Source organism: Brevibacterium sp. 1718, assembly GCF_051131255.1.
Classification (GTDB): domain Bacteria; phylum Actinomycetota; class Actinomycetes; order Actinomycetales; family Brevibacteriaceae; genus Brevibacterium; species Brevibacterium sediminis.
The window spans coordinates 4,145,254-4,170,464 of record NZ_CP186550.1 but is presented as its reverse complement, the minus strand read 5'-3'; the positions used below and the strand labels follow the sequence as shown (position 1 = coordinate 4,170,464).

The following is a 25,211-nucleotide window of genomic DNA, read 5'->3' as shown; positions in this document are numbered from 1 at the left end:
TTCTCACAGTATCAGCGGGGATGACGCCTCGAACGGTACGAATTTCTCAGTTGTGCGAAACGTTGCGACAACTGCAGGTGGCGGAAGAGACGTGCAGAGACGGACGGGAAGTGCACAAGGATTGGATTGGCACCTGCCGGATCAAAACGGTGCGCGGTTGGTGGCGAGAAGACCAACGCGGCACCAATCACGACGCTACCGAGCGGCTACTCCTGGCCCCAGAGGCAGACCCACGAGGTACCACAATATGAAAAGGACCAGCCAGACGACGAGATTGACCAAGGCGATCGGAAGAACCAGCGACATCAACGTGCCGACACCAGCCGTGGGTCGATGTTGCCGGATGAATCCGAGGGCAAGAACGAAGTATGGGCTCATCGGGGTCAAGCTGTTTGTCGGCGCATCGGCGATGCGGAACATCGCCTGAGTGGTCTCTGGCGCAATGTCGAGGAGCATGAGCATTGGTACCAGGACCGGTGCTACGAATGCGTACATTGCCGAACCCGAGGTGAGCACCAGATTGAGGCAGCTGATAAACAGCACGGCGACAACAAAAATGACGATTGGAGCTGCACCTATGCGATCGAGGAGCCCTGCCCCCTCAATCGCAATGACTTGCCCCATATTTGTCCATTTGAAGTAGGCCAAGAATTGTGAAGCGGCGAAGAAGAGAACCACGACTGGAACGAGAGCAGCGACGCCAGGAGCCATGAGTTCGGGGATGTCGCTGAACTTCTTGATTGAGCCGACGATGACACCGTAGACGATTCCCACAGTACTGAAGAACAACATCATGATGACGGCGATATTGTTCATCAGAGGTGAATCGACAACACTCCCACCCGCTCCGCGGAGGGGCGAACTCGCCGGTACTGTTGCCAGGACAAGGAGGCCGAAGAAGAGAACAGTGGCGATTCCTGCGCCGATCATGCCACGTTGCTCAGAGAGCTTGAGCTTCATGTCCGGTAGTGGATCAGCGTCTATTGAAGGTTCTACCGCCTCAAGGGACGCGACTCGTTTGGCCACAACCAGTTCAACAACCAAAGTGATGGAGAGGGCCAGCACAATGGACGATGAAGCCGAGAAATAGTAGTTAGATAGAGGATTGACGTTATAGCTCGGGTCGATCGTGCGGGCCGCGGCGGTCGTCAGACCGGCAAATACCGCGTCGGTTCCGGTGGGAATCAGTCCAACGCTGCTTGCTCCACCTACAGCAACATATGCCACGACAGCCCCGATTATCGGACTGCGCCCGACCGCGCGGTAGGCAATCATCGCCAGTGGAATCATTACAGCAAAGGCCGCGTCTCCGGCAATCTGAGCGGCCATTGCGGTGATTGCGATCATGAAGGTCACGTAGCGGGGATTGACCTTGGAAAGCATTCCCCGCATCAGGGAGGGCAACAGCCCCGTTGCGTCTGCGATAGACACTCCAAGTGCGACCACAACGATCAACCCCAGAGGGGGAAAGTTCACGAAGTTCTCGATCGCACCGTCGAGCATCATCTGAATGCCTTCGGACGTGAGCAAACTCTTGACGGCCACTGTTTTGCCGTCAGTGGGATTGACTGAAGAAAGATCCAAGCGAGCGAACAGTGCGCTGAGCAGGGCGACGATGACGGCAAGACCCACAAAGATCCAGAATGGGTGAGGCAGTTTGTTGCCTGCACGGTCTACTGCTTCGAGGAGTTTCATCACTCCTCGGGACAAGCGACTTTGCCTGTCCTCGTCAGTGGGTGCTTGAACTGACATATCTCTCCTAATCAAGTAATCGTCAACTCCAGCTACCGGTTTCCCCGGGCTGGACGTTCACACGTGCGTGTATGTACCTGTGGAATCGAATGACCCGTAGAACATATCGCCGCTGTTGTACGCCGCGAGCCCCGTACCAGACGTCGGAATGACGATCATTCCTCCCATCCCGCCGCGAATTGCGATTCGGTCGAGGACTGCGACTGCCGCCTCATTTGGAGAGGCTCCTCCGAGAGAAACTCGATCGTGCACGCTGTGAGCTGCGACTTCAGTCATGAATACTTCTCCCGTGCCGGTGCAAGAGACAGCCACTGTTCCGTCGTCAGCGAATGTCCCGGCACCTACCAGCGGTGTGTCGCCTACCCTGCCTGGCTCCTGATTGACGATTCCACCGGTGGAAGTTGCTGCTGCCAGATTCCCGTCTGCATCGCGAGCGACGGCACCGACTGTGCCGTGCTGGAGCAAGGCGTCAGGCTGCTTCTGAAAGGCGGCGAGCTCCTCTCGCCTTTTCTCCGTGATGAAGTATTCGGGATCGACTGTTTCGACGTCCCACTTACTCAGCTGTTCGTGAGTCGGTGTCGCGAATAACAGGTGGTCGGTTTTGTCCATCACCGCGCGAGCAACCGAAATGGGGTTGCGAGCGGTAGATACACCGGTGACGGCCCCCGAGCGGCCGTCACCAGCCATGATCGAAGCGTCGAGTTCAACGGTTCCTGACGCAGTGAGTGCGGCCCCGTGGCCCGCATTGAAATCGGGGGCATCCTCGAGTTCGCGGACCGCGGCAACGACTGCGTCGACTGCAGAGTCGCCCGCGCTGAGTACTGAGTAGCCTGCTTCGAGAATTTTCTCCAACGCTGCATGCGCGCTGGCTGTACCATCCGAGGTAAGGGGAGTCGATCGATGTCCGGCACCGCCATGAACGATGAGAAGCGGCTCGGTACTCTGGCCAAACGATCGGAGGATGGTTTCAGTCATGTGATGTTCCTTTCATTTGTGCTGAGCGAGATCAGCTTGGCATAGTTGTTTCATAACTGCAATGTGGATCACATTTGAAATGTACGCTTCATTCTCGGGAGTCATACGATGGAAACAGTCGCGGAGACGGTCAATTCGTCGATTGATTCGCTCAGTCCCGCCAGTCGCCGGATTGCTCGTGCTCTGCTGGCCGACTATCCGAGTGCTGGTTTGGGGACAACATCGTCACTAGCGGCCTTGGCTAGTTCGAGTTCTGCTTCGGTCGTGCGTTTCTGTACGCAGCTCGGATTCAACAGCTTCGTCGAAATGCAGGATCGTCTGCGGACCGAATTGACGACGAGATCGGCGAGTCCGCTTATACGGGCTGAGGCAGAGACGGCTGGGCGAGATTTTTCAGACGAGTTCTCCTCGAGCGGGACGGACCGGGCGGATCTCATCACTAGAACTTTTCAGCAGAATCCACGTTCGGAAATCGACCGCTTGGTGAAGATGCTGACAAAGGTATCGAATCGCGTGGTGGTTGTTGGGGGACACTACAGCGGGCTGGTTGGCCGCGTAGCTCAGCTGCAGCTATCGAAGGTGAGGCCGAACGTCTCGTTCTTGGAAGATCCGATGGGACGTGACCTTCATGTTGTCACCGATCTGCGGCGGCAAGACGTTTTGCTTGTTCTTGACGTCAGGCGATATCAGGAGCATCTTTTCCAGGTTTCTGAGGCCGCAAAGAGAAACTCTGCTTCGGTCGCGTTGATCACTGACCAATGGTTGTCGCCGGTCGCTGGTATTTCCGACGTCGTACTGCAGGCCGCCGTCGACGTTTCATTTTTTGATAGCCAAGTGGGATGCCTGGCGTTGGTTGAGGCGGTGGTTCACGAGGCCGCAACCAAAATAGACGGTGCGCTAGAACGACTTCGGACTCTGGAAGACCTTCGACCTTCGCAGAGACTCAAGTGAAGGTTCGGATCTAAGACTGTCACCTCAGTCGGACTGAAAGTCCAACAAGTAACCGGACGCAATGTCTTAGTAAGACTTAAACAGACCGAGCTCGGACAGTTCCTCGCGCAGCGAGGCGGCTCCTGAGAACACATGACCGATGAAGCCGAGCCGTTCGGCTGCCTTCACGTTGGCGGGCAGATCGTCGACGAAGACCGTCCGGGCCGGGTCGAGGTCGAATCGGTCCCGGGCCAGTTCGAAGATCGCCGGATCGGGTTTGACCAGACCGACTCGACCGGAGACGACGATGTCTTCGAGTTCGCTGATCGCCGGGGCGACGACAGGGGCATGGTGGATGGTCTCAGCCGACCAGTTCGACAGCCCGAGCAGGCGGACGCCGGCGGCCTTGAGATCTGCGACGATCTCGGCCATGCCGTCGATCGGACCGGTCAGGGACTTGTCGAAGTTCTCGTAGTAGCCGGCGACGATCTCACCGTGGCGGGGGTCTGCCTCGGCGGCTCGGGCGACGATATCGGTGATCGGAACTCCGGAATCTGCTGCGGTATTGAGCGAGGGGAAGTCGGCCGCCTCGGCGAAGGAATGCCATTCATCGGCGCTCATGCGATCGGCCAGAGGCCCTGTCTGGTCCCAGCCGATGAGCACATTGCCGAGGTCGAAGACGACGGTCGTCGGGGTCGGGCGATCGGGTTCGGTCATGGGCCACCACCTGTTATCGGCATCCTGGAGTCGCACCCCACGCTACCCGGAGTCGTCGGACCATTGTGGATTCGGGCCGGCTGGCCTAGGTTGGTTGCATGATCGGCTACCCGCCATTGCAGATCCGGGTGAAGACTCCCCGACTCGAGCTCGTCGGTGCTGCCGATGAGATGCTTGCGGCGCTCGCCCCACTTGTGCGGGACGGCAAGGTCTTCGCGGAACCCGCCCCCTACGACGATCCGATGTCGTTCTACGAATCCGACCCGGACGTGCGGGTGAGCAGGTGGCTCCAGAGCGTATGGCGTGGACGGGGGCGGTTCTCTCCCTCTGATTTCCGGTTGGCCTTCGCCGTCCTCGTCGACGGTGAGGCCGTGGGGATGCAGGACCTCATTGCGGAGAAATTCGACTCCTGCGGGACGTTCGCCTCATTCTCCTGGCTGTCGACGGATGTGCGCGGTCGCGGCCTCGGCACGGAGATGCGCAGTGCTCTGCTCCATCTCGCGTTCGCGGGGCTCGGGGCGAGTGAGGCCGGTTCCGATGCGTTCGTCGACAACATCGGATCGAACAAGGTGTCCGAAGCCTTGGGGTACGAGCGCAACGGGGTCGACTGGGACATCCGCCGAGGCGAGCCGGGACGCATCCAACGCTGGCGCCTGACCCGCTCGGCGTGGGAAACCAGACGGCGGAACGACATCGAGCTCAGCGGAGTCGAGGACTTCCTCGCCCTCCTTAACAACCACTAACTACTACCTGAGGGCGGCCCAGCAACCTGGCGCGAGGTATCTGGGCCGCCGTCGGGTAGTAATTGAGGCGATCACAGGTCCAGGGAGAACACCTCGTGGTCGGGGGACTTGTGTCGGAGTTCGGGGTTGCGCTGCATCCCGAGCTTCTCTGCCACTCGCTGCGACGGTCGATTGTCTCGGTGGATGATGGCGGTCAGTATTGCAGCCACCTCGAGCTCACGAGCGTGATCGACGCAGGCCAAAGCCGCCTCGGTGGCCAACCCATTACCTTGGGCGGACGGTTTCACATGAAAACCGACCTCAAGGTGAGGTGCGCCGTTGACGGTCTGCCAAGTCAGGCCGCAGTCGCCGAGGAACTCACCTTTGTGCGTCTCCACGATCCACAGCCCGAACCCGTGCTCTGCGTAATTGCGTCGATTCCACCGGATCCACGCAGCCGCCTCGGTGCGGTCTTTGGGGTGAGGGTAATACTCCATCACCTGCGGATCGCCGAGGAGGGCGGCCATATCGTCGAGATCGTCGTCGGTCATCTCCCGCAGGCGCAGACGAGGAGTGTCGCAGGGCGGCATGAGTTCAGGATAACCGGGCGGGCCGAAGTGCGTGAAGCTGCCGGAGTGTTCAGCCAGATCGGCGTCGTCGACGGTCACGAATGACCGCGAGTGTCGTGGCGGTGATCATGAGTACGAGGGCCAAGAGCCACAGAAACGCGGCGAAGTCATGGAACGGCGCCGCCTGGGAACTCAGTATGCAGGCGGCGGCGAGCAGGATGAATGCGACGATCCAACGGGTGAGTACCGAGTGCTTCATCGCTCCTCCAACGTCAGGGTTCACGGCCGTTGGCACTGACTCTAAGTAGAGCAAGGGTGCCTGTCAACGCCGGTGACGGCGGCCCAGCAACCTGGCGCCAGGTATCTAGGCCCCCGTCAGGTAGCAATTGGGGAGGAGATGACAGCGACCCTGCGTTCACACCAAATGGGTGAACGCAGGGTCGCCGGTGAATCTCAGAAGTCTCTAGGTGAGACTCTCAAAGAGTCTCAGAGGCCGCGGACGCGAGTCGCCTGCAGGCCCTTGGAGCCCATCTCAGAATCGAACTCGACGTTCTGACCCTCGGTGAGCTCGCGGTAGCCGGAGGCTTCGATCGCGGAGAAGTGAGTGAACACGTCAGCCGAACCGTCGTCAGGCTGGATGAATCCGAAACCCTTTTCCGCGTTGAACCATTTCACGGTACCTGTTGCCATAATCTTTGTATCCTTATTTTTTAACTGATGACCGCTGCTGCGATCGTGATGGTCGAACCCATTGCTGGATCCGGCTTTCCCGCTGGCTGGACTGGATCTTCAGACGCAGATCCAACGAAAATCTGTGGGTGAACCGAGGACTCGGAATCGCTGGTGAGGATGAGTTCTCTGATGTGAGGTCTCTGTCTCAGACGAAATCGTGGGGATACTCGGTTTCGGTGATGCACTCGAAGGTGCTGGACGGAAGTCGTCAGACGACTGAACTGGGAAAAATCATGAGGGGCGCGGAAGGCAGACACGCGCCGACGGGCAAACACATGGTGACGAGCGAATCTACCTGCTCTTCAGACACCATCTGCTCCGCACATTTCTGTGCGAGAACGATTCCAGCTTAACAGAGTGATCGCTCTGCGGGTGATTTCGGCCGAATGATTTCAGTCGAGAGATGGAACACAGCGATGTGCACTCGACCGCGCAGGCATCTAGGATTGTATACATTCCGTTTTGTATGCAATCCGCCGTGACCCCGGACGCAGGAGCACCCGAACCGTGGACAACGAAGAATCGTCACCGCCGCCAGGACCCCGCCGACAGCGACGCCTCGCCGCGAAGTACCGGCGCCGGCGCACCTTCGTCGCCGTGGCTGCGGTCCTCATCATCGGTGCCCCCGTGACGATCGCGGTGGCGGTGCACAACCTCGGCGCGAATATCTCCTCCTCCCCGCTGCGCGCCCACGCCGGCGACGCCCCCGAGAAGCTCACGGATGAGACGAACGTCCTCATTATCGGATCCGACACTCGCGATCTCGCCTCGGCAAAGGATGCCTCCGAGGACCTGGGCACAGGTGAAGGCGCGAACTCCGGGGCCGCCTCGGGGCAAGGATTCGGCAGTGCCGAGGGTGCCCGCAGCGATGCGATGATCCTCGCTCACGTCGCCGCCGACGGCGGCCGCATCGACGCCGTGCAGATCCCACGTGACACGATCATGGACATTCCCGCCTGCGACGATACCGGCCACGGCGCGTCGGCGGCCACGCACGGGATGATCAACTCGGCCCTCAATGCGGGTCCGGCCTGCTCCGTATCAGCGGCGGAGGAACTCACCGGGGTGCGCGTCGACCACTTCATCAACGTCGACTTCGACGGATTCTCAGCGATCGTCGACGCGCTCGACGGGATCAACGTCGACCTCGACGAACCTCTCAACGACCCGAAGGCGAACCTCGACCTGCCCGCCGGCCACCAGACGATCGGCGGAGACGACGCCCTCGCCCTGGCCCGGACACGGCACGCCGTGGGCGATGGCAGCGACATCTCACGGATGGGCAACCAGCAGATGGTCATGGGGGCCATCATCGACCGCGCCAAGAGCGGCCAGGTCCTCACCCGGCCCGACCGCCTGTACGGATTCCTCGACGCTGTGACCTCGACGATCGGCGTCGACGACGAACTCGACTCGATGCGTTCGCTGGCCTCCCTGGCCACGACGGTGGCTTCCGTACCCGAGGACGACATCACCTTCGAGATCATGCCGTGGACACCCGCACCGGAAGATCCCAACCGGGTGGTCAAATCCGCCGAGGCGGACGCCGTGTTCACCGCCATCATCGACGACGAACCGATCGCCGACCTCGGCAGGTGAACATCGGGCACCCGCCGAGTTGATCCCCGTCGTGGCGGTTGTCAGCTCCGTTTCAGCCGCCCCGTCGTTCCGGACATCGGCCCCGTCATGTGACCTCCGTCCAGGCGATATTCATCCGCGGCTCCTAGACTGGACGGCATGTCTACGATCGAAATCACGCAAGACAACTTCGAGTCGACCATCAACGACAACGAGATCATCCTCCTCGACTTCTGGGCCGATTGGTGCGGCCCCTGCAAGCAGTTCGCCCCGGTCTTCGAACAGGCCGCCGAGGCCAACCCCGACATCGTCTTCGGCAAGATCGACACCGAAGCCCAGCGGCAGCTGGCCGGACTCTTCGCGATCTCCTCGATCCCGACCCTCGTCGCCTTCCGCCAGGGCATCGTCGTCTTCGCCCAGCCCGGCGCGCTCGCCGCCCCGCAGCTCGAACAGGTCATCACCGCCGTCAAGGGACTCGACATGGACGAGGTCCGTGCCGAACTGGCCAAGCAGGAAGCCGCCGCTGCCGCAGAGACCGACAGCGCGGACGGTGCCGCCCCCGATTCGATCCCTGCCGACCCGGGCGTCGACAAGTGACAGCGACCAGCAGCCACAACGACCACACCCACTCAGACAGAACCGGCGCAGGCAATACCGGCGTACCCGATTCCGTGGCCGCCTGGGAAGAGCGCTACGCCGGGGCCGACGACGCCATCTGGTCCGGAAATCCGAACGAATCCCTCGTCGCCGTCGTCTCCGATATGACCCCCGGCCGCGTCCTCGACGTCGGCTGCGGAGAAGGCGCGGACGTCGTCTGGATGTCCGAGAACGGCTGGGACGCCACCGGCATCGATCTGTCGACCACGGCCATCGACCGAGCCCGCCGGGCCGCCGAATCCCGCGGAACCTCCGCCGAATTCGCCGTCGCCGACGTCTCCACCTGGGAACCGGACGACCCCGATCGCCGAGGCGGCTTCGACCTCGTCACCGGATCCTTCCTCCACACCCGGTTGCCCGACACCCGGGAAGAGCTCCTCACCCGCGTCGCCGCGCACGTGGCACCGGGCGGGGCCCTCCTGCTCGTCTCCCATGCGACGATGCCGCCGTGGGCCGCCGAACACAGCGAGAAGTTCGAGCACGGCATGGACCACCACCATGAACTGGTCAGCCCGAACGGAGACTTCGCCCTCCTCATCGGCGCCAGCCCGCACCTCTGGGAGATCGAACTCGCCGACACCCGCACCCGAGAAGTGACCTCCCCGTCGGGCGAACCCGCCGAACTCGAGGACGCGATCCTCCTAGCCCGCCGGGTCTGAACTCGGCCAACCCAGAGACCCGAACCCGGAACCCGGCACAGAGGCGGCTGCGCGGTCGATCAAGACCGCGCAGCCGCCTCGGCGAAACCGGGCGATTCCCAACCCCCTGAGATGGGGTCGAAAACCCGGTCTCACCTGGTGCATTTCCGCCCCGTGAGGGGCTAAGGTGGTGCCATGGCTCGGTTCAGCTTCCTCGAGTGGCCGGTACTCCGGCAGCTGCGCACGTCGGATAAGACGGGACGCGGCGAATCCGTCGTGTCCCAGCAGACTCGGGACACCACTCCACGCACGGTCACGGCCGACAAAGTCGTCCAATCCGTGTGCCCCTATTGCGCCGTCGGCTGCGGGCAGAAGATCTTCGTCAAGGATGACAAGGTCGTACAGATCGAAGGCGACCCGGACTCACCGATCTCACGCGGCCGCCTGTGCCCGAAGGGCGCAGCCAGCGAACAGCTCGTCAACGCACCCGGCCGTGTCACCGACGTCCTCTACCGGGCCCCGAAGGCCAAGGACTGGACGAAGATCGACCTGCCGACCGCGATCGACATGATCGCCGACCGATTCATCGAAGCCCGCCGCAACCACTGGGAGGACTTCGACGACAAAGGCCACCCGCTGCGGCGGACGATGGGCATCGCCAGCCTCGGCGGGGCGACCATCGACAACGAGGAGAACTACCTCGCCAAGAAGCTCTACACCGCGGCGGGGGCGATACAGATCGAGAACCAGGCGCGTATTTGACACTCCGCCACCGTTCCCAGTTTGGGAACTTCGTTCGGGCGCGGCGGCGCCACACAACCCGTCCAGGATATGGCGAATGCGGACTGCATCATCATCCAGGGTTCCAATATGGCCGAGTGCCACCCGGTGGGCTTCCAGTGGGTGAGTGAGGCCAAGGCCCGGGGCGCCCGCATCATCCACGTCGATCCTCGTTTCACGCGCACCACCGCGATCGCCGATAAGCACGTGCCCATTCGGGCCGGCTCCGACATCGTGCTGCTCGGTGCGCTCATCAACCGTGTGCTCACCGAGGGCCGTTACTTCGACGAGTACGTGCGCGCCTACACCAACGCCGCGAACCTCATCAGCGACGACTATGTCGACACCGAGGATCTCGACGGACTGTTCTCCGGGTTCGACCCGGACACGAACTCCTACGAGAACTCGACGTGGTCGTACCAGACGGATGAGCACGGTGCACCGCTGAAGGACCCGAGCCTGAAGGACCCGAAGTCGGTGTTCCAGATTCTGCGGCACCACTACTCGCGCTACACGCCTGAGATGGTCGAGGAGAACTGCGGAATCAAACCCGCAGACTTCGACTACCTCTACGAATCGGTGACCGAGAACTCGGGCCGGGAGCGGACCACGTGCTTCGCCTACGCGGTCGGGTGGACCCAGCACAGCCTCGGCGCGCAATTCATCCGCACCGCCTCGATCCTCCAGCTGCTGCTCGGCAACATGGGCCGACCGGGCGGCGGAATCATGGCGCTGCGCGGGCACGCGACGATCCAGGGATCGACTGATATCCCGACCCTGTTCAACCTGCTGCCCGGCTACCTGCCGATGCCCAGTGCCGGAGTCCACGACACCTTCGACGACTACGTCGCGGCCGTCGGCACCCCGGAGACCCACAAGGGCTACTGGGCCAACGGCCGTGCCTACGCCACCAGCCTGCTCAAGGCCTGGTGGGGCGACGCGGCCACGCAGGACAACGACTTCGCCTTTGACTATCTGCCGCGCATCAACGGCGCCCACGGCACCTACCAGACCGCGGTGCGCATGCTCAACGACGGTGTCGACGGGTACTTCCTGCTCGGGCAGAACCCGGCCGTGGGCTCGGCGAACGGGCGCATGCAGCGCATGGCCATGAGTCACCTGAAGTGGATGGTCGTCCGCGACTTCAGCCTCATCGAATCCGCCACCTGGTGGAAGGACGGCCCCGAGATCGAGACAGGGGAGCTGAAGACCGAGGACATCGACACCGAGATGTTCTTCCTGCCCGCGGCCAACCACACGGAGAAGGCCGGCACCTTCACGCAGACCCAGCGTCTTGTGCAGTGGCGCCACAAGGCCGTCAACCCGCCCGGGGACGCGCAGAGCGAACTCGACTTCTTCTACGAACTCGGCCAAGCCGTGCGCGAGAAGCTGAAGGATTCCGACGACCCCCGCGATCGACCGCTGCTCGACATGACCTGGGACTACCCGGTCGACGAGGAGGGTGAAGTCGACGCCGAGGCGGTCGTCAAGGAGATCAACGGCTACTTCATCGGCGGCGACCGCGACGGCGAGCCCTTGGACAACTTCAACCAGATGACCGACGACGGGACCACCGCCGGAGGCTGCTGGATCTACGCCGGCGTCTACGCCGGAGGCCAGAACATGGCCGCCCGCCGCAAACCGCGGGATGAGCAGGACGAGACCGCCGCCGAATGGGCGTGGGCATGGCCGGCGAACCGCCGGATCCTGTACAACCGTGCCTCGGCCGCACCCGACGGAACTCCCTGGTCGGAACGGAAGAAGTTCGTGTGGTGGGACGACGAGACGGGGAAGTGGACCGGCAAGGACGTGCCCGACTTCCCGATCGACCGCGCACCCGCCGCCCGATCGGATGCCGCCTACGGCGGACCCGCGAACCTCGACGGTGACGATCCGTTCATCATGCAGGCCGACGGCAAGGGGTGGCTGTTCGCACCCAGCGGCATGATCGACGGACCGATTCCCACCCACTACGAACCGCAGGAATCGACGGTCGCGAACCCGCTGTATTCCCAGCAGAACAGCCCGACCCGGATGGTCATGCGCCGTGAGGACAATCTGTCCGCTCCCGGTGCCGGGGTGCCCGGGTCCGAGGTCTTCCCCTATGTGTTCACGACCTACCGACTCACAGAGCACCACACCGCCGGAGGTATGTCCCGGTGGCTGCCGTACCTGTCGGAGCTGCAGCCGGAGATGTTCTGCGAGATCTCACCCGAACTCGCCGCCGAGGTGGGGCTCGAACCCTACGGTTGGGCGACCTTGGTCTCCCCGCGGGCGGCGATCGAAGCCCGCGTCCTCGTGACGAAGCGGATGACCCCGCTGACGATCGGCGGGAAGACGGTCCACCAGATCGGTCTGCCCTACCACTGGGGCGTGGGCGGTCAGGGAGCCGTCGTCGAAGGCGATTCCGCCAACGACCTGCTCGGTGTGACGATGGACCCCAACGTCTACATCCAGAACAGCAAGTACGTGGCCGGAACGATCATGCCCGGCCGCCGTCCCCGCGGACCCGAACTCGTCGACTTCGTCGAGAAGTACCAACGCGAGGCCGGTCTCAGCCCCGAATCCGGCAACCAGCAGGTCACCGTTCCCGCCGAGGATGTCGAGGCCTCCCATCACGCCGGACAGGGTCGCAGCGCCGGTGGGCACGCTCACCGAGGCGGCGACTCGGCCGTCGGCGTCACCCCGGGCAAGACCCTGGATGGGGGACGCGATGGAGCCTCCGACGGGGACGGCACGACCGCCTCGGCGACGGTCGACAGCGCCGATGATCGCAGCGGTAGGATCACCATCGAACCCACCGAGGCGACCGAACCCGCCGAGACTGCGGTGTCGAACCGTGCCGACGACGGGGACCCCAGCGACGGCGACCCCGACCACGGCCGGCACGCCGACGGCAGTGCGATCGCCGAAACCGAGGTGGCCGAAGCGGAAGCTCGCGCCCGGGCGGCTCGGGATCGGCAGGAGAACGAGGAGGAGGACGACTGATGTCGACACCGACGATCGATGACGGCACGTTGGCGGACGGGCACTGGCACGATTCCGCGCACAACCGCAAGGGATTCTTCACCGACACCTCGATCTGCATCGGTTGCAAGGCCTGCGAAGTCGCGTGCAAGGAGTGGAACCGCAACCCGCAGGACGGCACCTTCGAACTGCTCGGTTCCTCGTACGACAACACGGGCAGCCTCGGGGCGAACACGTGGCGCCACGTCGCGTTCATCGAACAGGATTCCGAACGCATCGAGAAGGCGCGGGAATCCGGGCGCAAGCTCGTCAATCTCGGCATGCCCACGATCCGCCCGCGCACCGATGAGTCTGCCGCCGCGCAGCCGCTGGACGGGGCCTTGGGTGCGGCGGCCGAGGGCCGAACCTCCGCCGGTCTGCCGACTACCCCCGACCTCAACGTTGATCTACTGGCACCGGGTGCCCTGGAGCCGACCGACCTGTCGAACGTCGACACAACACCCCCGGACACCGCGGACTTCCGCTGGCTGATGTCCTCCGACGTGTGCAAACACTGCACGCACGCAGGCTGCCTCGACGTGTGCCCGACCGGTGCGCTCTTCCGCACCGAATTCGACACCGTCGTCGTCCAGAACGATGTCTGCAACGGCTGCGGAACCTGCGTGGCCGGCTGCCCCTTCGGCGTCATCGAACGCCGAGACGACGGCACGATCAACACCCCCACCGACCGGGATGATCGCAAGGCCGCGGACATGGACGTGCCGAACGCGGGCACCGCGAACAAGTGCACCCTCTGCTACGACCGCCTCGTCGAGGGTCAGGAACCAGCCTGCGCGCAGACCTGCCCGACGCAGTCGATCAAGTTCGGCGACCGTGAGGACATGGTCGACCAGGCGCACGACCGCGTGGCCGAACTCCACGCGAAGGGCCTGACCGAGGCTCGCCTCTACGGGGCGAACCCGAACGACGGGGTCGGCGGCACCGGATCGGTGTTCCTCCTCCTCGACGAACCCGAGGTCTACGGCCTGCCGCCGGACCCGCGGGTCGCGACGAAGGATCTGCCGAAGATGTACGCCAACGCCGGGATCGCGGCGCTGGGCATGGTCGCCGCGGCCGGACTCGCGTTCCTCGGGAGCCGCCGTTCATGAGCACCTCAGAGTACGATTCCTACCGCCCACCCGAGCCGGAAGGCGGACGCAGAAAACGCCGCCGAGGCGGCCGCGGAGGTCCCAGCGGACCTGACGGTTCCGGTGGCCGTCGGGGCGGTCGCGGCGGCAACGGCCGTGGCGGCGGGTGGAAGAACCGCGGTGCCGACGGCAACCGTGAGATGCCGATGGTCGAGGACGTCGAATTCACGTCCTACTACGGTCGACCGATCGTCAAGGCTCCACCGTGGGGCGATGAGATCGGGGCCTACCTGTTCCTCGGCGGTCTGGCGGGCGGTTCGTCTCTGTTGGGCTTCGGTGCGCAGCTGACCGATCGGCCCGGTCTGCGCATCGCCTCCCGGATGACTGCGATCGCCGCGACCGGCATCGGCGGTGCCGCTCTCGTGGCTGACCTCGGCAGGCCCGAACGATTCCTCAATATGATGCGCGTCGTCAAAGTCTCATCGCCGATGAGCTTGGGCACCTGGATCCTCTCCGGCTTCGGCGTCGGATCGGGAGTGACCTTCGCGATCGAACTCGACCGGATCACCGGTGAGAAGCTGCTGCCTCTGGGCCCGCTGCGCAAGGTGCTCCATGCGATGGAGACGCCCGCGGCCGTCGAATCCGCCTTCTTCGCCACTCCGCTGGCCGCATATACCGCTGTGCTTCTCGGGGCGACGGCCGTTCCGACTTGGAACGCCGCCGGTCGCAACGGTCTGCCGTACGTATTCGTGTCCTCGGCATCGATGGCCGCCGGAGGTGCCGCGATGGCATTGGCACCGGTGACCGAGACCGGCCCGGCCCGACTGCTCGCCCTCACCGGCACCGCTGGAGAGGCTTATGCGATGTCGGCGATGAGGAAGCGCATGCACCCCGCCGAGGTCGATCCGATGGACGACGGCGAACCGGGACACAAGCTCCACCGCGCCGAGAAGCTGCTCATCGCCGGAGCCGTCGGAGCCGCCGTCGTCGAGGTGGGGGCGCGCGTGTTCGCGAAGAAGCTGGGTGGGCGTAGCTCTGGCGGCTCAGCGAGTGCTTCAGATGTGGCTGGCGCAGTTGCTGAGGCTGTCGGAAGTGCAGGCTCTGCTGGAGTCGCAAAGCGGAGTTGGAAGACGCGTGCTGTGCTGCGGGGGCTGTCCGTCGTCTCCGGTGCGGCCTTGGCGGCCGCCTCGGCGTACACGCGTTTCGGTGTGCTGGAAGCCGGCATCGAATCGACGAAGGACCCGCGTCACGTGGTCGAACCGCAGCGCGCTCGCCTCGAAGAGCGTCGGGCTTGCGGCATCACCGACGACTCCATCACCACCGGCCGGTAGACGGGCGGGCAAGGCATCACCGCTAAGCGCGAGCGCCCCTCACCGTGAGCACCCCTCACCGTTCGTGTTGCTGGGCACCGGCAGTGCCAGCACCCACTCGCGAGTGGCTCTTCATACAGTTCCGGCGGAACCCCTCGCCTTCAGTGCGAAAACACCTCGGTGCAACGGGGTGGTGTGCGACGACCGATGAAGGATGCTCGAACTCGCTGCGCGAAATCTCCCTCGGCGAACGCTGATCGGCGTCAAAAACAGCCTCACCAGGCACCTTATTCAGCAACATTGCTTGCAAATTGAAGTGCGTCGGGTAGCGTGAGAGACCTATGAAGAAGCTGCTCAAGGATCGTCAGAGCCTTAGGTTCGGTGTGGCGGTCGCGGTGGCCTTTCCGCTGATCTACTTCCTAATGAATTTCCTTGGTTTGAGCAATGGGATGTTCAGTTGGTGGAAGACACTGTTGTTCGGACTCGTCCAGGGGGTCATCTTCTGGTTCTGTATGGCCAGCTTCCGCCAGTTCCGCGACGAGGACATCACCCCGCGCTGAGCAGGTATCGCGGTGACGCCGAGTCGCAGCACCGTCATTTGAAGACGCGGCCTGTGGGCAATGGCTCTTATTCCAGGTCAGCCATCTACGACTGAATCACTTTTCCTCCACACCAATTCACCGTCAACAATCGTGGCGCGCACCTGCGCCTCGAGCAGTCGGTCTTCACTATCGGAGAAGGGATCGACGTCGAGAACGACGAGGTTGGCACGACCCCCTGGGGTGATCCGGCCAATGCCGTCGGCGAATCCCCCTGCCCGCGCCGCGGCATGCGTGAGCGCACCCAATGCTTGGGCTGGCGTGAAGGCTCGCTCCGGATGATAGTTGGTATCCCCAGGTTCTAATGCCGAGCGGGTGGTCAAGGCGATGAAGAGGTTGTGCGACATCTGATGCGGTGCCGTCGGCGCATCCGTGCCCAGAGCAATGTGGACTCCGGCCTCACGGAACTTCTGCCACGGGAACCCGTTCTCGGCGCGTTGCCCTCCGAGCACCGTCATCCAATTGCCCATGATCGCCGGATCGCAGTGCACCGGCTGCATCGATGCAACGACGCCGAGGCCGGCCATGCGTGCGATCGTCTCATCGGTCACCGACTCGAGGTGTTCGATCCGCGGGGACCGGATTCGGGGTCCATTGACGCGCACGCATTCGGCCACAAGGTCGAGGGCGATCTCACTGGCGTGGTCACCGATGGCGTGCATGGCAAGCTCGAGTCCATGGGCATCGGCAGCGACAGCGACCGGAGCCGCCGATTCGAACGACCAGATCGGCCCGGCCTGCGTTCCGTCGACATAGGGGTCGCGCATGGCTGCAGTGCAGGCATCGATGACCCCATCGAGGATGAACTTCACGCCGACGATGCGGAACCATTCGGAGCCGGGAAGTTCGGCGAACTGGTCGCGAATCTCGGCGGCTCGTGCGACAGCGGCGAGATCGCGGGCCGGATCGCCGGTGGGCCGCAGCAGCCAGTGAGCAGTGATGGGAAACGGCAGTCGTCCGTCCCTCTCGAGTCGACGGCGGAAAGTCGCCGCCTCTGCTTCGCCCACCGCCATGTCGGTCGCCGATGTCACTCCGTTCTCCAGATAGACGCGGAAGGCGCTGTCGAGGAACCGATCACGATCCTCATCGGTCGTGACGGACTCGAGATAGGACCATGCGTACTCGATCGCCGCGTTTTCGAGGAGGAACCCTGTCGCCTGCCCCTGCCCATTACGGACGATTTCGCCGCCGTGCGGGTTCGGTGTCGCCTCTGTAATGCCCATGGCCTCAAGCGCTGCTGTATTCACCCAAGCGGAATGCACATCATTGGAGTCGAGGAGCACGGGGACGTCGCTGACCACCTCGTCGATCATGTCAGCCGTGGGCCGGTCGCCGGGGATGGCGTCGAACATCCAACCCGAGCCCAGCACGCACGGGGCTTTGGGCTGCTCATGTCGCTTGAGCGCCAAGCGCTCTTGGATCTCCTCGAGACTCGTGCAGTCCCGCAGCTGAACTTTGTCGAGCGTCTGGCCGAGCATCATCAGGTGCGTGTGTCCCTCGACGAATCCGGGAGCGAGGAGGCTGCCTTCGAGGTCGATCCGCTGCGCGGAGTCTCCCGCGATATCGAGGACCGCTGAGGTGTCTCCGACCGCGAGAATACGGCCGGCGTCGATCGCCACTGCCTGGCCGATCGGTGCGTGTTCGTCTCCGGTGAAGACAACGGCATTCTCATAGACCGTGGTCATGGTGTCCTTTCGTGGGTTACTGCGGCCTCGTCGAGGCTGTTGAGCGTCTTCTCTACGCGGGTTGATACGCGTGCGATGAGCATCGTCGGAATGATGAGGACGAAGCTGACGAGACCCACGATCAGTCCGAAGGTCGGAATTCCGACACCGTCGATGATCCAGGCTCCGATGATCGGGGCAAAGCTCGAACCGACGATATAGGCCCCGATCAGCGGTCCTGACCAGTTTCCTCGCGCATCGAGACCGGCGGCAGTGGCAATGAAGAGCGTGAAGGCGAAGGCGTAGATGGTGTTCACCGCGATGATGAGAGTGGCGAGCATTGCGGGGTCCGTCTCCACACCGATCCAGATCTTGATCGCTCCTCCGAGTGCCAGTGCGATGCCCAAGGGCAGGGCGCGTCCGATTCGGCTGCCGAGCAGGGTCACAACGAGCATTGCTCCGGCGCCGATGCCCGCAGCCGCGCTGAGCGCAAAGCCGAGGGTCTGATCGGACATGCCGACCGCATCACCAAGAGTCGGGGCAAGTGTCCAGACAGAATCTTCGCTGGTTCCCCACAGGGGGAATACTATGAGCACGCCGATTCCTGCGAGGAGGACTGTGCGCGGTGTGCGTGGTCGACTCGATAAGGGTGTCGCCTCGGCTCGGGTTTCGGCGAGCACCTCGGTCGTCGATGTTTCAGGTGTGCTCGGCAACCAGACCGTCACGGCGAAGCTGACCAGCGATAGCAGGGCCAGTGATCCGAAGACGGTGATCTGGGCCAGGCCGAGGATGGGAATGACGGCGAGGACGACCATGACGAGGAGTCTGTTGACGACTCCGGACGATGCGCTGACCCGGTTGGGGTTCCGCAGTGCGGCAATCGCGGCACCTGAGGTCGATACCGCAGTGCCGAGTCCCGCCGAGCCGATGAGGAAGCTGATGACGATGAGCGCTGTGGGTCCGGTGACCAGCGCAGCGACGAGAAAGGCAATAGTCGCAATGCCGAGTCCGCTGGCGGCGATGGTGCGTCTCCTGGTCCCGGCTGCGGCACGGGAGGTCGCTAACCCGATGATCGCCGAAGTGAAGAGTCCCCACGTGAGGATGTTGCCTGAGGCGACGACGTCGAATCCGATCTGCTCGAAGACCGACATGATCAGCGGAGCGAGGTTGGCAAGCATGAGTCCGGCGAGAGAGACGAGGAAGACTGCAGATCCGTTCCGCGGCCCGAGGGGGACCCGCGGATCATCCGGTGTCGGCGGTGCGGAGGTGGAAGTGGAACTCATAGGTCGGCCCCTTTGCCAGTGCGAGTTTCGCGAATTAAACGAAAAGTTTTCGGTTATATAGAATGGTGCCCGTACACCGAGACCTTGTCAATGCGCAGGCGAGTAGCGATACGTCCAGAATTCGGGCCCCTTAAGCGCCTGGGCGTCCGGACGTCCTTGAGGAAGTGAGCGCTTCATGGCACGACCTAGTTCCCCACTGCTGAGCCGGGAGAAGATCGGACGCGCAGCGATTGGGATGATCGATGGCGGCGGTGAGCTCAAGATCCAGCCCTTGGCCAAGAAGCTCGGGGTCAGTCTGTCCTCGATCTACCATCATGTCGACGGACGTGAAGGGGTCATCCACGCGATGCGTGAGGTTCTCAGCGTCGAATACGCCCTGAACATCCCTGATCAGGGGTCATGGAAAGACAACCTGAAGGCTATGGTGGATTCGCTGTGGCGGCTGTATTCGGATCATCCGCGGGTGATGATCCACCTGCTCGGAGTCACAGTCGAGGAACCCGGGACGTTGACTCTCTACGAGTCCCTCATCGACGTGTTGGCCGATGCGGGTGTGCCGGAGACCGAGCTTCTCACGACGATCGAGGTGCTCGATGCGTTTGCCTTCGGAGCCGCACTCGACGCGCTGTCGCCGCAGGTGATCTTCGCTCCTGCGTCAGAGGACTCGCGGCTCACCAGTTTGATTGAAAATCACCCTGCGGGCACCGAGCGCAATCACCGGCTCTACCGACGCGGTCTCGACATCATCATCGCCGGCATCGAGGCTGGGATCCCTCAGCCCTAGCCCCTCACCTCACGTGCACGCCTGAACCGGCGACGATCTCACCGATGACGGGGTGACCAGGCAGTTCGCCGACGACGAGCAGTCCGCCGGAGGTCTGCGCATCGGCCAGAAGCAGCAGGTCGTCCTCGGTCACGGAATCATCCGCGGTCAGATGAGGTCGTACCCAGTCGAGGTTTCGCCTGGTCCCGCCGGACACATACCCGTCAGCGATCGACTCATCGACACCGCCGAGGCGGGGTACCGCGGCCGCATCGATGACCGCTCCGACTCCTGAGGCACGGGCCATCTTGAACAGGTGCCCGAGCAGACCGAACCCGGTGATATCCGTGGCCGCTCGTATGCCTGCAGCCACGGCCTCCCGTGACGCTACGGCATTGAGCGCGGTCATCGTGGCGATGGCCTCCTCGGAGACCTCGCCGGTCTGCTTGTGCCGGTTGTTGAGGATCCCCACGCCGATCGGCTTGGTCAATGTCAGGGGCAGCCCCGCCTCGGCGGAATCGTTGCGCATGAGTTCATCCGGGTGGGCCACACCGGTCACGGCCATGCCGTACTTCGGTTCGGGGTCGTCGATCGAATGGCCGCCGGCCACGGGGCAGTTCGCCTGCGCTGCGACGTCGAGCCCGCCGCGCAGGACCTCGGTGAGCAGCTCCATCGGCAGCTTCTCCCGCGGCCACCCGACGAGGTTGATCGCTGTGACGGGGGTTCCGCCCATCGCGTAGATGTCCGAGAGCGCATTGGCCGCCGCGATCCGTCCCCAGTCGTAGGCGTCATCGACGACCGGGGTGAAGAAATCCGCGGTCGAGAGCACCGCGAGGTCATCGCGGACTCGCACCGCCGAGGCATCATCGCCGTCATCGAGGCCGACGAGGACATCCGGGCCGGGCTGACCGACCAGGCCGCGCACCGCGTCCTCGAGCTCGCCGGGAGGGATCTTGCAGGCGCATCCTCCACCGTGGGCGAACGAGGTCAGACGGTCCTGAATCGCAGTCATACTGCGAGACTAACACCGGCGGTCAAGGGCGTCGACGGACGCCCGATTCCACTCCGTCGCCGAAGCGGCCGTGCACCTCCGTACGGGCGCACGGCCAGTCGTTCGCCCGGGTCAGTGCCTCCCCGCCGGGCGGCCGGCCCGCCGCGCGCGGGCCGCGCCGACGGCGATGATTCCGCCGATGACCAGCAACGCGCCGAGCAGTGCGGTGAGCAGAACCGGCCCGCCCGTGCGCGGCAGATCGCCGTTCCCGTCAGACGACCCGTCCGCGTTCGCATCGCTTCTCGACGAGGCGGTCGACGAAGTGCCGTCCGATTCGCTGTCCGACGAGCCGCTCGCCTCGCTGCCGCCCGAGTCACTCGAAGAGGCATTCGACGAGGCTCCGTCCGAACCGCTTCCCTCCGAGGAATCCTCATCGGCACCGGCCGAGGCCTTGGTCGAGGCGCCGTCATCGTCCGACCCCTCCGATGAGCCGTCCTCGCCTCCCGTGGAGGAAGCGTCGGAGCCGTCCTCAGCTCCCGCACTGTCGGCCGATGCTCCGCTGTCCTCAGATCCGTCGTCATCGCCGGGACCCGGAGGCGGTTCTTCTCCCGCGACCTCGACGGTGGCCTTCGCGGTCTTGCCGTTGACGGTGACCTCGAGGGTCGCTGTTCCCGGGTTTTCCGCGGTGATCTGACCCGTCGCCGGGTTGACGCGGACGACGTCGGAGGCCGCCTCGGGGGCCCCGGATTTCACTGACTGGGCACTGACCTTCGCGCCCGTCGCTTGCTGCATGGCCACCTCGGCGCCGGAATCGACCACGACCCCGTCACCACCCCACTGAGCCGTCGCCGGCCACCCGACGGGAACGGTGCGCTCACCCTGAGTGAAGGACGCAGCGACGTCCGCGGATTGACCCGGGGCCAGGGAGCCGGGTGCCTCGAGTGAGATCGAATCGACGCGCGGCTTCGTCTCCGCGGCCAGCCATCCGACCCGATCGGCCGTGCTCGGATCGTCACCGACGTCACCGACGCCGGGATCGACGCCGAGCATCGTCCATCCGGTGAATCCGCCGGTCGCCGGAGTGCCGGCCGGACCCTTCCCGGAGTTTCCGTTGATGAGGTAGCTCACGCCCTCGACCGCGGACCCGTGGAACGCCCCCACATGGCCGTTGATCACGGCCGCGGACTTCCCGCTGTCCTTGCGGAACTCTCCGAGCTTCTTCTCGAGTTCCTCGGCCTCCCGCCGGTCCCCGAGCTGGCTCGTCTTCGACGGCAGCGGATCCTGCGGGGGATGGTGGAAGAACACGGTGATGCCGGTCAGCTCGTCACGTTCGGCCACCTCGCCGAGGGCGTCTTCGAGCATGTTCAACTGCGAATCATCGCTGCCGTTCAACGTTCCGTCCGAGGAATTCAGGGTCACGATCTTCGTCCGCCCCACGGTGCGCTCGCCCGTCGGGGAACCGAACGCGGCCTCGAAGTTGTCGATCTCCCCACCCATGATCTCGTGGTTGCCGGGCACGTAGATGTAGGGGATCGACTCATCCCACTCCTCGTCGATGATCGTTTTCGCCAGCTCGAAATCCTCCGGAGAGGCCTCGTCGACGAGGTCGCCGTTGATGACGAGCAGATCCGGCTTTGCGGCACGGATCTCCTTGAGCGTCCGCCTGGCACCCTTGACAGCTTCGGAATCCGGGTCGGTGGCGACGAACTGGGCGTCGCTCATCACGGCGATGTTCTGCGGACGGTCAGCGACGGTCCCGGTCGTCAGCAGCGCCGGATCATGCCGCGCCGAGGTGGCCGGATCGTCGGTCTCAGGCGTGGAGATCGCCTGGAGGTCCGAAATCGAAATGTCCCCCTTGTACTTCTCGGCAGACCGGGTCTCCATCATCCGGATCCGTTCGAGGGTGAGCGGTTGGGAGAGCCCCTCCGGGACGGTGAAGCGGACCTTCTGCCACCCGTCGAAGGTGATGTGGTCGCCGTCGATGTTCGTCACTGTGCCGTCGGGAGTGCTCACCTGCAGCCTCGGCCAGGCCCCGGTGCCGTCGCCGCGGACCATCATCTCGAACGCCACCGTGTTGCCTTCCAGCTTCACCGGCTCCTTCGGGATGAGGTAGTAGCCGCGCGTCGCCGAGGAGGTGGAGAAGTCATACGTGAGATCGATGCTCGGCTTGCCATCAGGGCTGGGCTCACCTGCGGTGAATGAGCCGGTGGCCCGATCGTGGCCGTCGGTGAACGCCGAGGTGTCGGAGAAGTCGAGGACCTCGGTCGTTTCGGTGCCGACGGTCACCGGGATCGTCGTTGTCACGTCTCCGACGGTGAGCTTCACGTTCCCGGACGTCGGTTCGTCGTCGCGGGAGTCCTTGCCTTTCCCAGCCGTCGACGAATCGGCGGAGACGACGAGTTCGCCGAGGCTGTCGGTGTCGACCCTCAGCCCTTCGTCGGCGTCGACGTCGATGTCGCCGGTTTCGATGAGAGAACGCCTGCCCTCGGAGTCGAAGCCGGTCAGGGACACCGTCTGCGAGTCCTGGGCGTCCTCGAGGTTGATGCTCCGCGCGCTCGACCAGAGTCCGACCGGTTCGCCGAGCACATCGAGGTCCTGTCGCGCGGTGTGCCCGTCGACGGCATAGCTTACGCGACCCTTGCCGGTGGTCTCACCGGTCACGCGGGCGTTCGACTCATCGGAGTCGGCGAGCTTCACTCCGCCGTCGGCGGAGAACGTTCCGGAGGAGGCGATCGGTTCGAGATTCTCACCGAGCCCGGTGCCCCTCATCGATCGGCTCAGCCCCTTGAGCACGGTGGTCTGTCCGTCGAGTTCGGGTTCGATCTGCGCATCGGCCAGCTGCTCCGCGGGGGCATCTGAGTAGAAGACGAGGGCATTGGCGACGGTGCGCTGCTTACCGTCGGACGGGTCGTTCTGCAGTGCCGGAGCATCTGCGCCGGCTGTGCGGGCGAGCATCGTCGTCGACCCGCCGCCGTCGAGGTTGACCGCGTTGTAGGCGCCGATGTCAGAGAAGAACTCGCCCATGTCCTCGAGACTCATGCCTCCCGAGGACTCGCTGCGTCCGTCGATGGTGGTGACGAACAGCTCCGAACCGTCCTTGCTGATGCCCACCGCGGTGCGCGGGTGTTCGGTGTCTTCGAGGTCGCCGGCGGGGAGGTCGGGAACCGAGCCGTCGGCCAGGATCTGGTGGCTGCCCGCGATCCCCATGTCGACATCCTCGCTCGGTCCGATCTCGACATCGACGTCGTCGCCGACTTCGAGTTCCGACAGCGTCTTCGCCCCGGCATCGCGGCCGAGCAGGACCTGTCCTTCTGCCGGGATTTCCGGGTCGCCCGCTTCGTCTACCATGCCCGAGGTTTCGGTGACCTTTCCGTCGACGACAGTGACGCGGGCGACCTCGGCGGCTATGTCATCGGGGCCGCCGACCGGACGGTCGAGCGTATGGTCTCCCCACGCCTCGTTGTACACACCGATGGTGTCGGGGCTCAGCTCCGGGTTGTTCAATCCGCCGAGTTCCGTCTCCTGCCCGTCATGGGTCAGCGTTCCCGCCGCGGAGAGCATCGACACGGCTGCCTTCTTGTCCTCGAGCGTGAGCGCCGGTTTGGCCTCCTTCGAGCCGATGCGCATTCCCTCCCGAGACACCGAGGTGTAGATCGGTGCCCACGACTGGTTGATGTCGAAGAACGTGCCGTTGACGGCGGCCACGGCCTTCTTCCCCTCGGGTCCGCCCGCCATGATCTCGCTGGTGGTACCGGCGCCGGCGACCTTTCCCGTGTCGCGGACGTCCATCGACAGGGAGTCCGTGGTGAGGTCCGCGGTGAGCACATTGCCGTTGTTCCACCCTCCGTCCTCGAGACGGGAGAAGTTCGTCAGGTCGAGTCCCGGAGCCACGCGTTTGGTTTCGACGTCGCGCAGTGCCGACCCGTCCTTGCCGAGGTCGTCCTCGCTTGGTGCTGCAGCATGGGCCGGTGTCGAGGCGGGACCGGGAAGACCGGGGAGCGTTCCGATGGGTGCGACATGGGCAGCGAGGACCGCCAGTGTGGCGAGGATGGCGGGGATGAATAGTCGCCCTCCGGCGGGATGGGATCGGCGGCGTGACCAGGCAGGATGAAGCGAAGAGGGCATGGCGACCTTCGAGTGGTGATGGCTGGGAACCTTGTCACCTTAAGTCGCGCTCGGAGAAGCCTGAGCGAATGGTGAGTGAACTCGGTCGGAAGATCGGTACCGGCGCGCTCAATACTGGTTCGTTTGGTCAATCGAGCGCCGCCCCGGCCGCATCGGCCCTTCGCTTCACCTCGCTCACACTCGCGATAGGATTCCTTATGGAGGCGTCCGTGTCCTGGTGGGCGCCCTGGTCTTCAAAACCAGTGAGACCGAGTATCTCGGTCTGGCGGGTTCGATTCCCGTCCGCCTCCGCCAACCGTTTCGCGGTTCCGCCGACCAAGCGGCGCCGCCAT

The 25,211-nt window shown here is 64.0% G+C and carries 19 protein-coding genes, 1 tRNA gene and 1 pseudogene; 11 read left to right on the top strand and 10 right to left on the bottom strand.

The window, feature by feature from the left end; all coding sequences use genetic code 11:
* Positions 1-195 precede the first annotated feature (195 nt).
* Positions 196-1,695, bottom strand: a complete 1,500-nt coding sequence (locus ACOZ9V_RS18690) for an AbgT family transporter (RefSeq protein WP_434592509.1) — start codon at positions 1,693-1,695, stop codon at positions 196-198.
* Between the two features lie 114 nt (positions 1,696-1,809).
* Positions 1,810-2,727 carry an isoaspartyl peptidase/L-asparaginase family protein gene (locus ACOZ9V_RS18685; RefSeq protein WP_434592506.1) on the bottom strand — a complete coding sequence of 306 codons (918 nt, stop codon included), beginning with the start codon at positions 2,725-2,727 and terminating at the stop codon, positions 1,810-1,812.
* A gap of 108 nt (positions 2,728-2,835) precedes the next feature.
* Between ACOZ9V_RS18685 and ACOZ9V_RS18680 the strand changes: the two genes are divergently transcribed.
* The gene (locus tag ACOZ9V_RS18680; RefSeq protein ID WP_139467572.1) at positions 2,836-3,678 is read left to right on the top strand and encodes a MurR/RpiR family transcriptional regulator; all 843 of its coding nucleotides are present in this window, start codon (positions 2,836-2,838) and stop codon (positions 3,676-3,678) included.
* A 66-nt stretch (positions 3,679-3,744) separates the two neighbouring features.
* Here the strand turns inward: ACOZ9V_RS18680 and ACOZ9V_RS18675 are convergent, their stop codons facing one another.
* Entirely contained in the window at positions 3,745-4,374 is a 630-nt protein-coding gene (locus ACOZ9V_RS18675; protein ID WP_434592503.1) for an HAD family hydrolase, read from the bottom strand.
* A 98-nt stretch (positions 4,375-4,472) separates the two neighbouring features.
* On the opposite strand from ACOZ9V_RS18675, the gene ACOZ9V_RS18670 reads away from it, so the two are divergent.
* Complete coding sequence (locus tag ACOZ9V_RS18670) at positions 4,473-5,117, top strand: GNAT family N-acetyltransferase (protein ID WP_434592500.1); 645 nt, start codon at positions 4,473-4,475, stop codon at positions 5,115-5,117.
* Positions 5,118-5,188: 71 nt separating this feature from the next.
* Here ACOZ9V_RS18670 and ACOZ9V_RS18665 read toward each other — a convergent pair whose 3' ends face one another.
* From ACOZ9V_RS18665 to ACOZ9V_RS18655, 3 genes are all read right to left on the bottom strand, one after another.
* Positions 5,189-5,764, bottom strand: coding sequence for a GNAT family N-acetyltransferase (locus tag ACOZ9V_RS18665; RefSeq protein ID WP_434592497.1), 576 nt, complete (start codon positions 5,762-5,764; stop codon positions 5,189-5,191).
* Positions 5,736-5,924, bottom strand: a complete 189-nt coding sequence (locus ACOZ9V_RS18660; RefSeq protein WP_376904419.1) for a hypothetical protein — start codon at positions 5,922-5,924, stop codon at positions 5,736-5,738. Before ACOZ9V_RS18660 ends, ACOZ9V_RS18665 begins: the two co-directional genes overlap by 29 nt.
* A 227-nt stretch (positions 5,925-6,151) precedes the next feature.
* On the bottom strand, positions 6,152-6,355 hold the full coding sequence (locus ACOZ9V_RS18655; protein ID WP_062240453.1) for a cold-shock protein: 204 nt from the start codon (positions 6,353-6,355) through the stop codon (positions 6,152-6,154).
* Between the two features lie 549 nt (positions 6,356-6,904).
* On the opposite strand from ACOZ9V_RS18655, the gene ACOZ9V_RS18650 reads away from it, so the two are divergent.
* From ACOZ9V_RS18650 to ACOZ9V_RS18620, 7 genes and pseudogenes are all read left to right on the top strand, one after another.
* The gene (locus tag ACOZ9V_RS18650; protein WP_434592492.1) at positions 6,905-7,996 is read left to right on the top strand and encodes an LCP family protein; all 1,092 of its coding nucleotides are present in this window, start codon (positions 6,905-6,907) and stop codon (positions 7,994-7,996) included.
* A gap of 138 nt (positions 7,997-8,134) precedes the next feature.
* The gene (gene trxA / locus ACOZ9V_RS18645) at positions 8,135-8,572 is read left to right on the top strand and encodes a thioredoxin (protein ID WP_434592489.1); all 438 of its coding nucleotides are present in this window, start codon (positions 8,135-8,137) and stop codon (positions 8,570-8,572) included.
* Positions 8,569-9,291 (top strand): class I SAM-dependent methyltransferase, encoded by a 723-nt coding sequence (locus tag ACOZ9V_RS18640; RefSeq protein ID WP_434592486.1) that lies wholly within the window; start codon positions 8,569-8,571, stop codon positions 9,289-9,291. The genes trxA and ACOZ9V_RS18640 overlap by 4 nt, the downstream gene beginning before the upstream one ends.
* A gap of 174 nt (positions 9,292-9,465) precedes the next feature.
* A pseudogene (fdnG, locus tag ACOZ9V_RS18635) lies at positions 9,466-12,651 on the top strand (formate dehydrogenase-N subunit alpha); the annotation flags it as partial.
* Positions 12,652-13,037: 386 nt separating this feature from the next.
* The gene (locus ACOZ9V_RS18630) at positions 13,038-14,165 is read left to right on the top strand and encodes a 4Fe-4S dicluster domain-containing protein (protein ID WP_181271841.1); all 1,128 of its coding nucleotides are present in this window, start codon (positions 13,038-13,040) and stop codon (positions 14,163-14,165) included.
* Complete coding sequence (gene nrfD / locus ACOZ9V_RS18625) at positions 14,162-15,475, top strand: NrfD/PsrC family molybdoenzyme membrane anchor subunit (RefSeq protein ID WP_434592482.1); 1,314 nt, start codon at positions 14,162-14,164, stop codon at positions 15,473-15,475. Before ACOZ9V_RS18630 ends, nrfD begins: the two co-directional genes overlap by 4 nt.
* 320 nt (positions 15,476-15,795) lie before the next feature.
* Positions 15,796-16,014, top strand: coding sequence for a hypothetical protein (locus ACOZ9V_RS18620; RefSeq protein WP_181271843.1), 219 nt, complete (start codon positions 15,796-15,798; stop codon positions 16,012-16,014).
* Between the two features lie 77 nt (positions 16,015-16,091).
* On the opposite strand, the gene ACOZ9V_RS18615 is transcribed toward ACOZ9V_RS18620, so the two are convergent.
* Positions 16,092-17,738: an amidohydrolase gene (locus tag ACOZ9V_RS18615; RefSeq protein WP_181271844.1), complete on the bottom strand. Its 1,647-nt coding sequence runs from the start codon at positions 17,736-17,738 to the stop codon at positions 16,092-16,094.
* Complete coding sequence (locus ACOZ9V_RS18610; protein ID WP_181271845.1) at positions 17,735-19,000, bottom strand: MFS transporter; 1,266 nt, start codon at positions 18,998-19,000, stop codon at positions 17,735-17,737. The genes ACOZ9V_RS18615 and ACOZ9V_RS18610 overlap by 4 nt, the downstream gene beginning before the upstream one ends.
* A 175-nt stretch (positions 19,001-19,175) precedes the next feature.
* On the opposite strand from ACOZ9V_RS18610, the gene ACOZ9V_RS18605 reads away from it, so the two are divergent.
* Positions 19,176-19,784 (top strand): TetR/AcrR family transcriptional regulator, encoded by a 609-nt coding sequence (locus tag ACOZ9V_RS18605; RefSeq protein WP_172173284.1) that lies wholly within the window; start codon positions 19,176-19,178, stop codon positions 19,782-19,784.
* Between the two features lie 4 nt (positions 19,785-19,788).
* Here ACOZ9V_RS18605 and selD read toward each other — a convergent pair whose 3' ends face one another.
* On the bottom strand, positions 19,789-20,775 hold the full coding sequence (gene selD / locus ACOZ9V_RS18600) for a selenide, water dikinase SelD (protein ID WP_181271846.1): 987 nt from the start codon (positions 20,773-20,775) through the stop codon (positions 19,789-19,791).
* A gap of 111 nt (positions 20,776-20,886) precedes the next feature.
* The gene (locus ACOZ9V_RS18595; protein WP_181271847.1) at positions 20,887-24,879 is read right to left on the bottom strand and encodes a phosphodiester glycosidase family protein; all 3,993 of its coding nucleotides are present in this window, start codon (positions 24,877-24,879) and stop codon (positions 20,887-20,889) included.
* A gap of 199 nt (positions 24,880-25,078) precedes the next feature.
* Here ACOZ9V_RS18595 and ACOZ9V_RS18590 point away from each other — a divergent pair.
* Positions 25,079-25,173: transfer RNA gene (locus tag ACOZ9V_RS18590), tRNA-Sec, on the top strand.
* Positions 25,174-25,211: the final 38 nt, after the last annotated feature.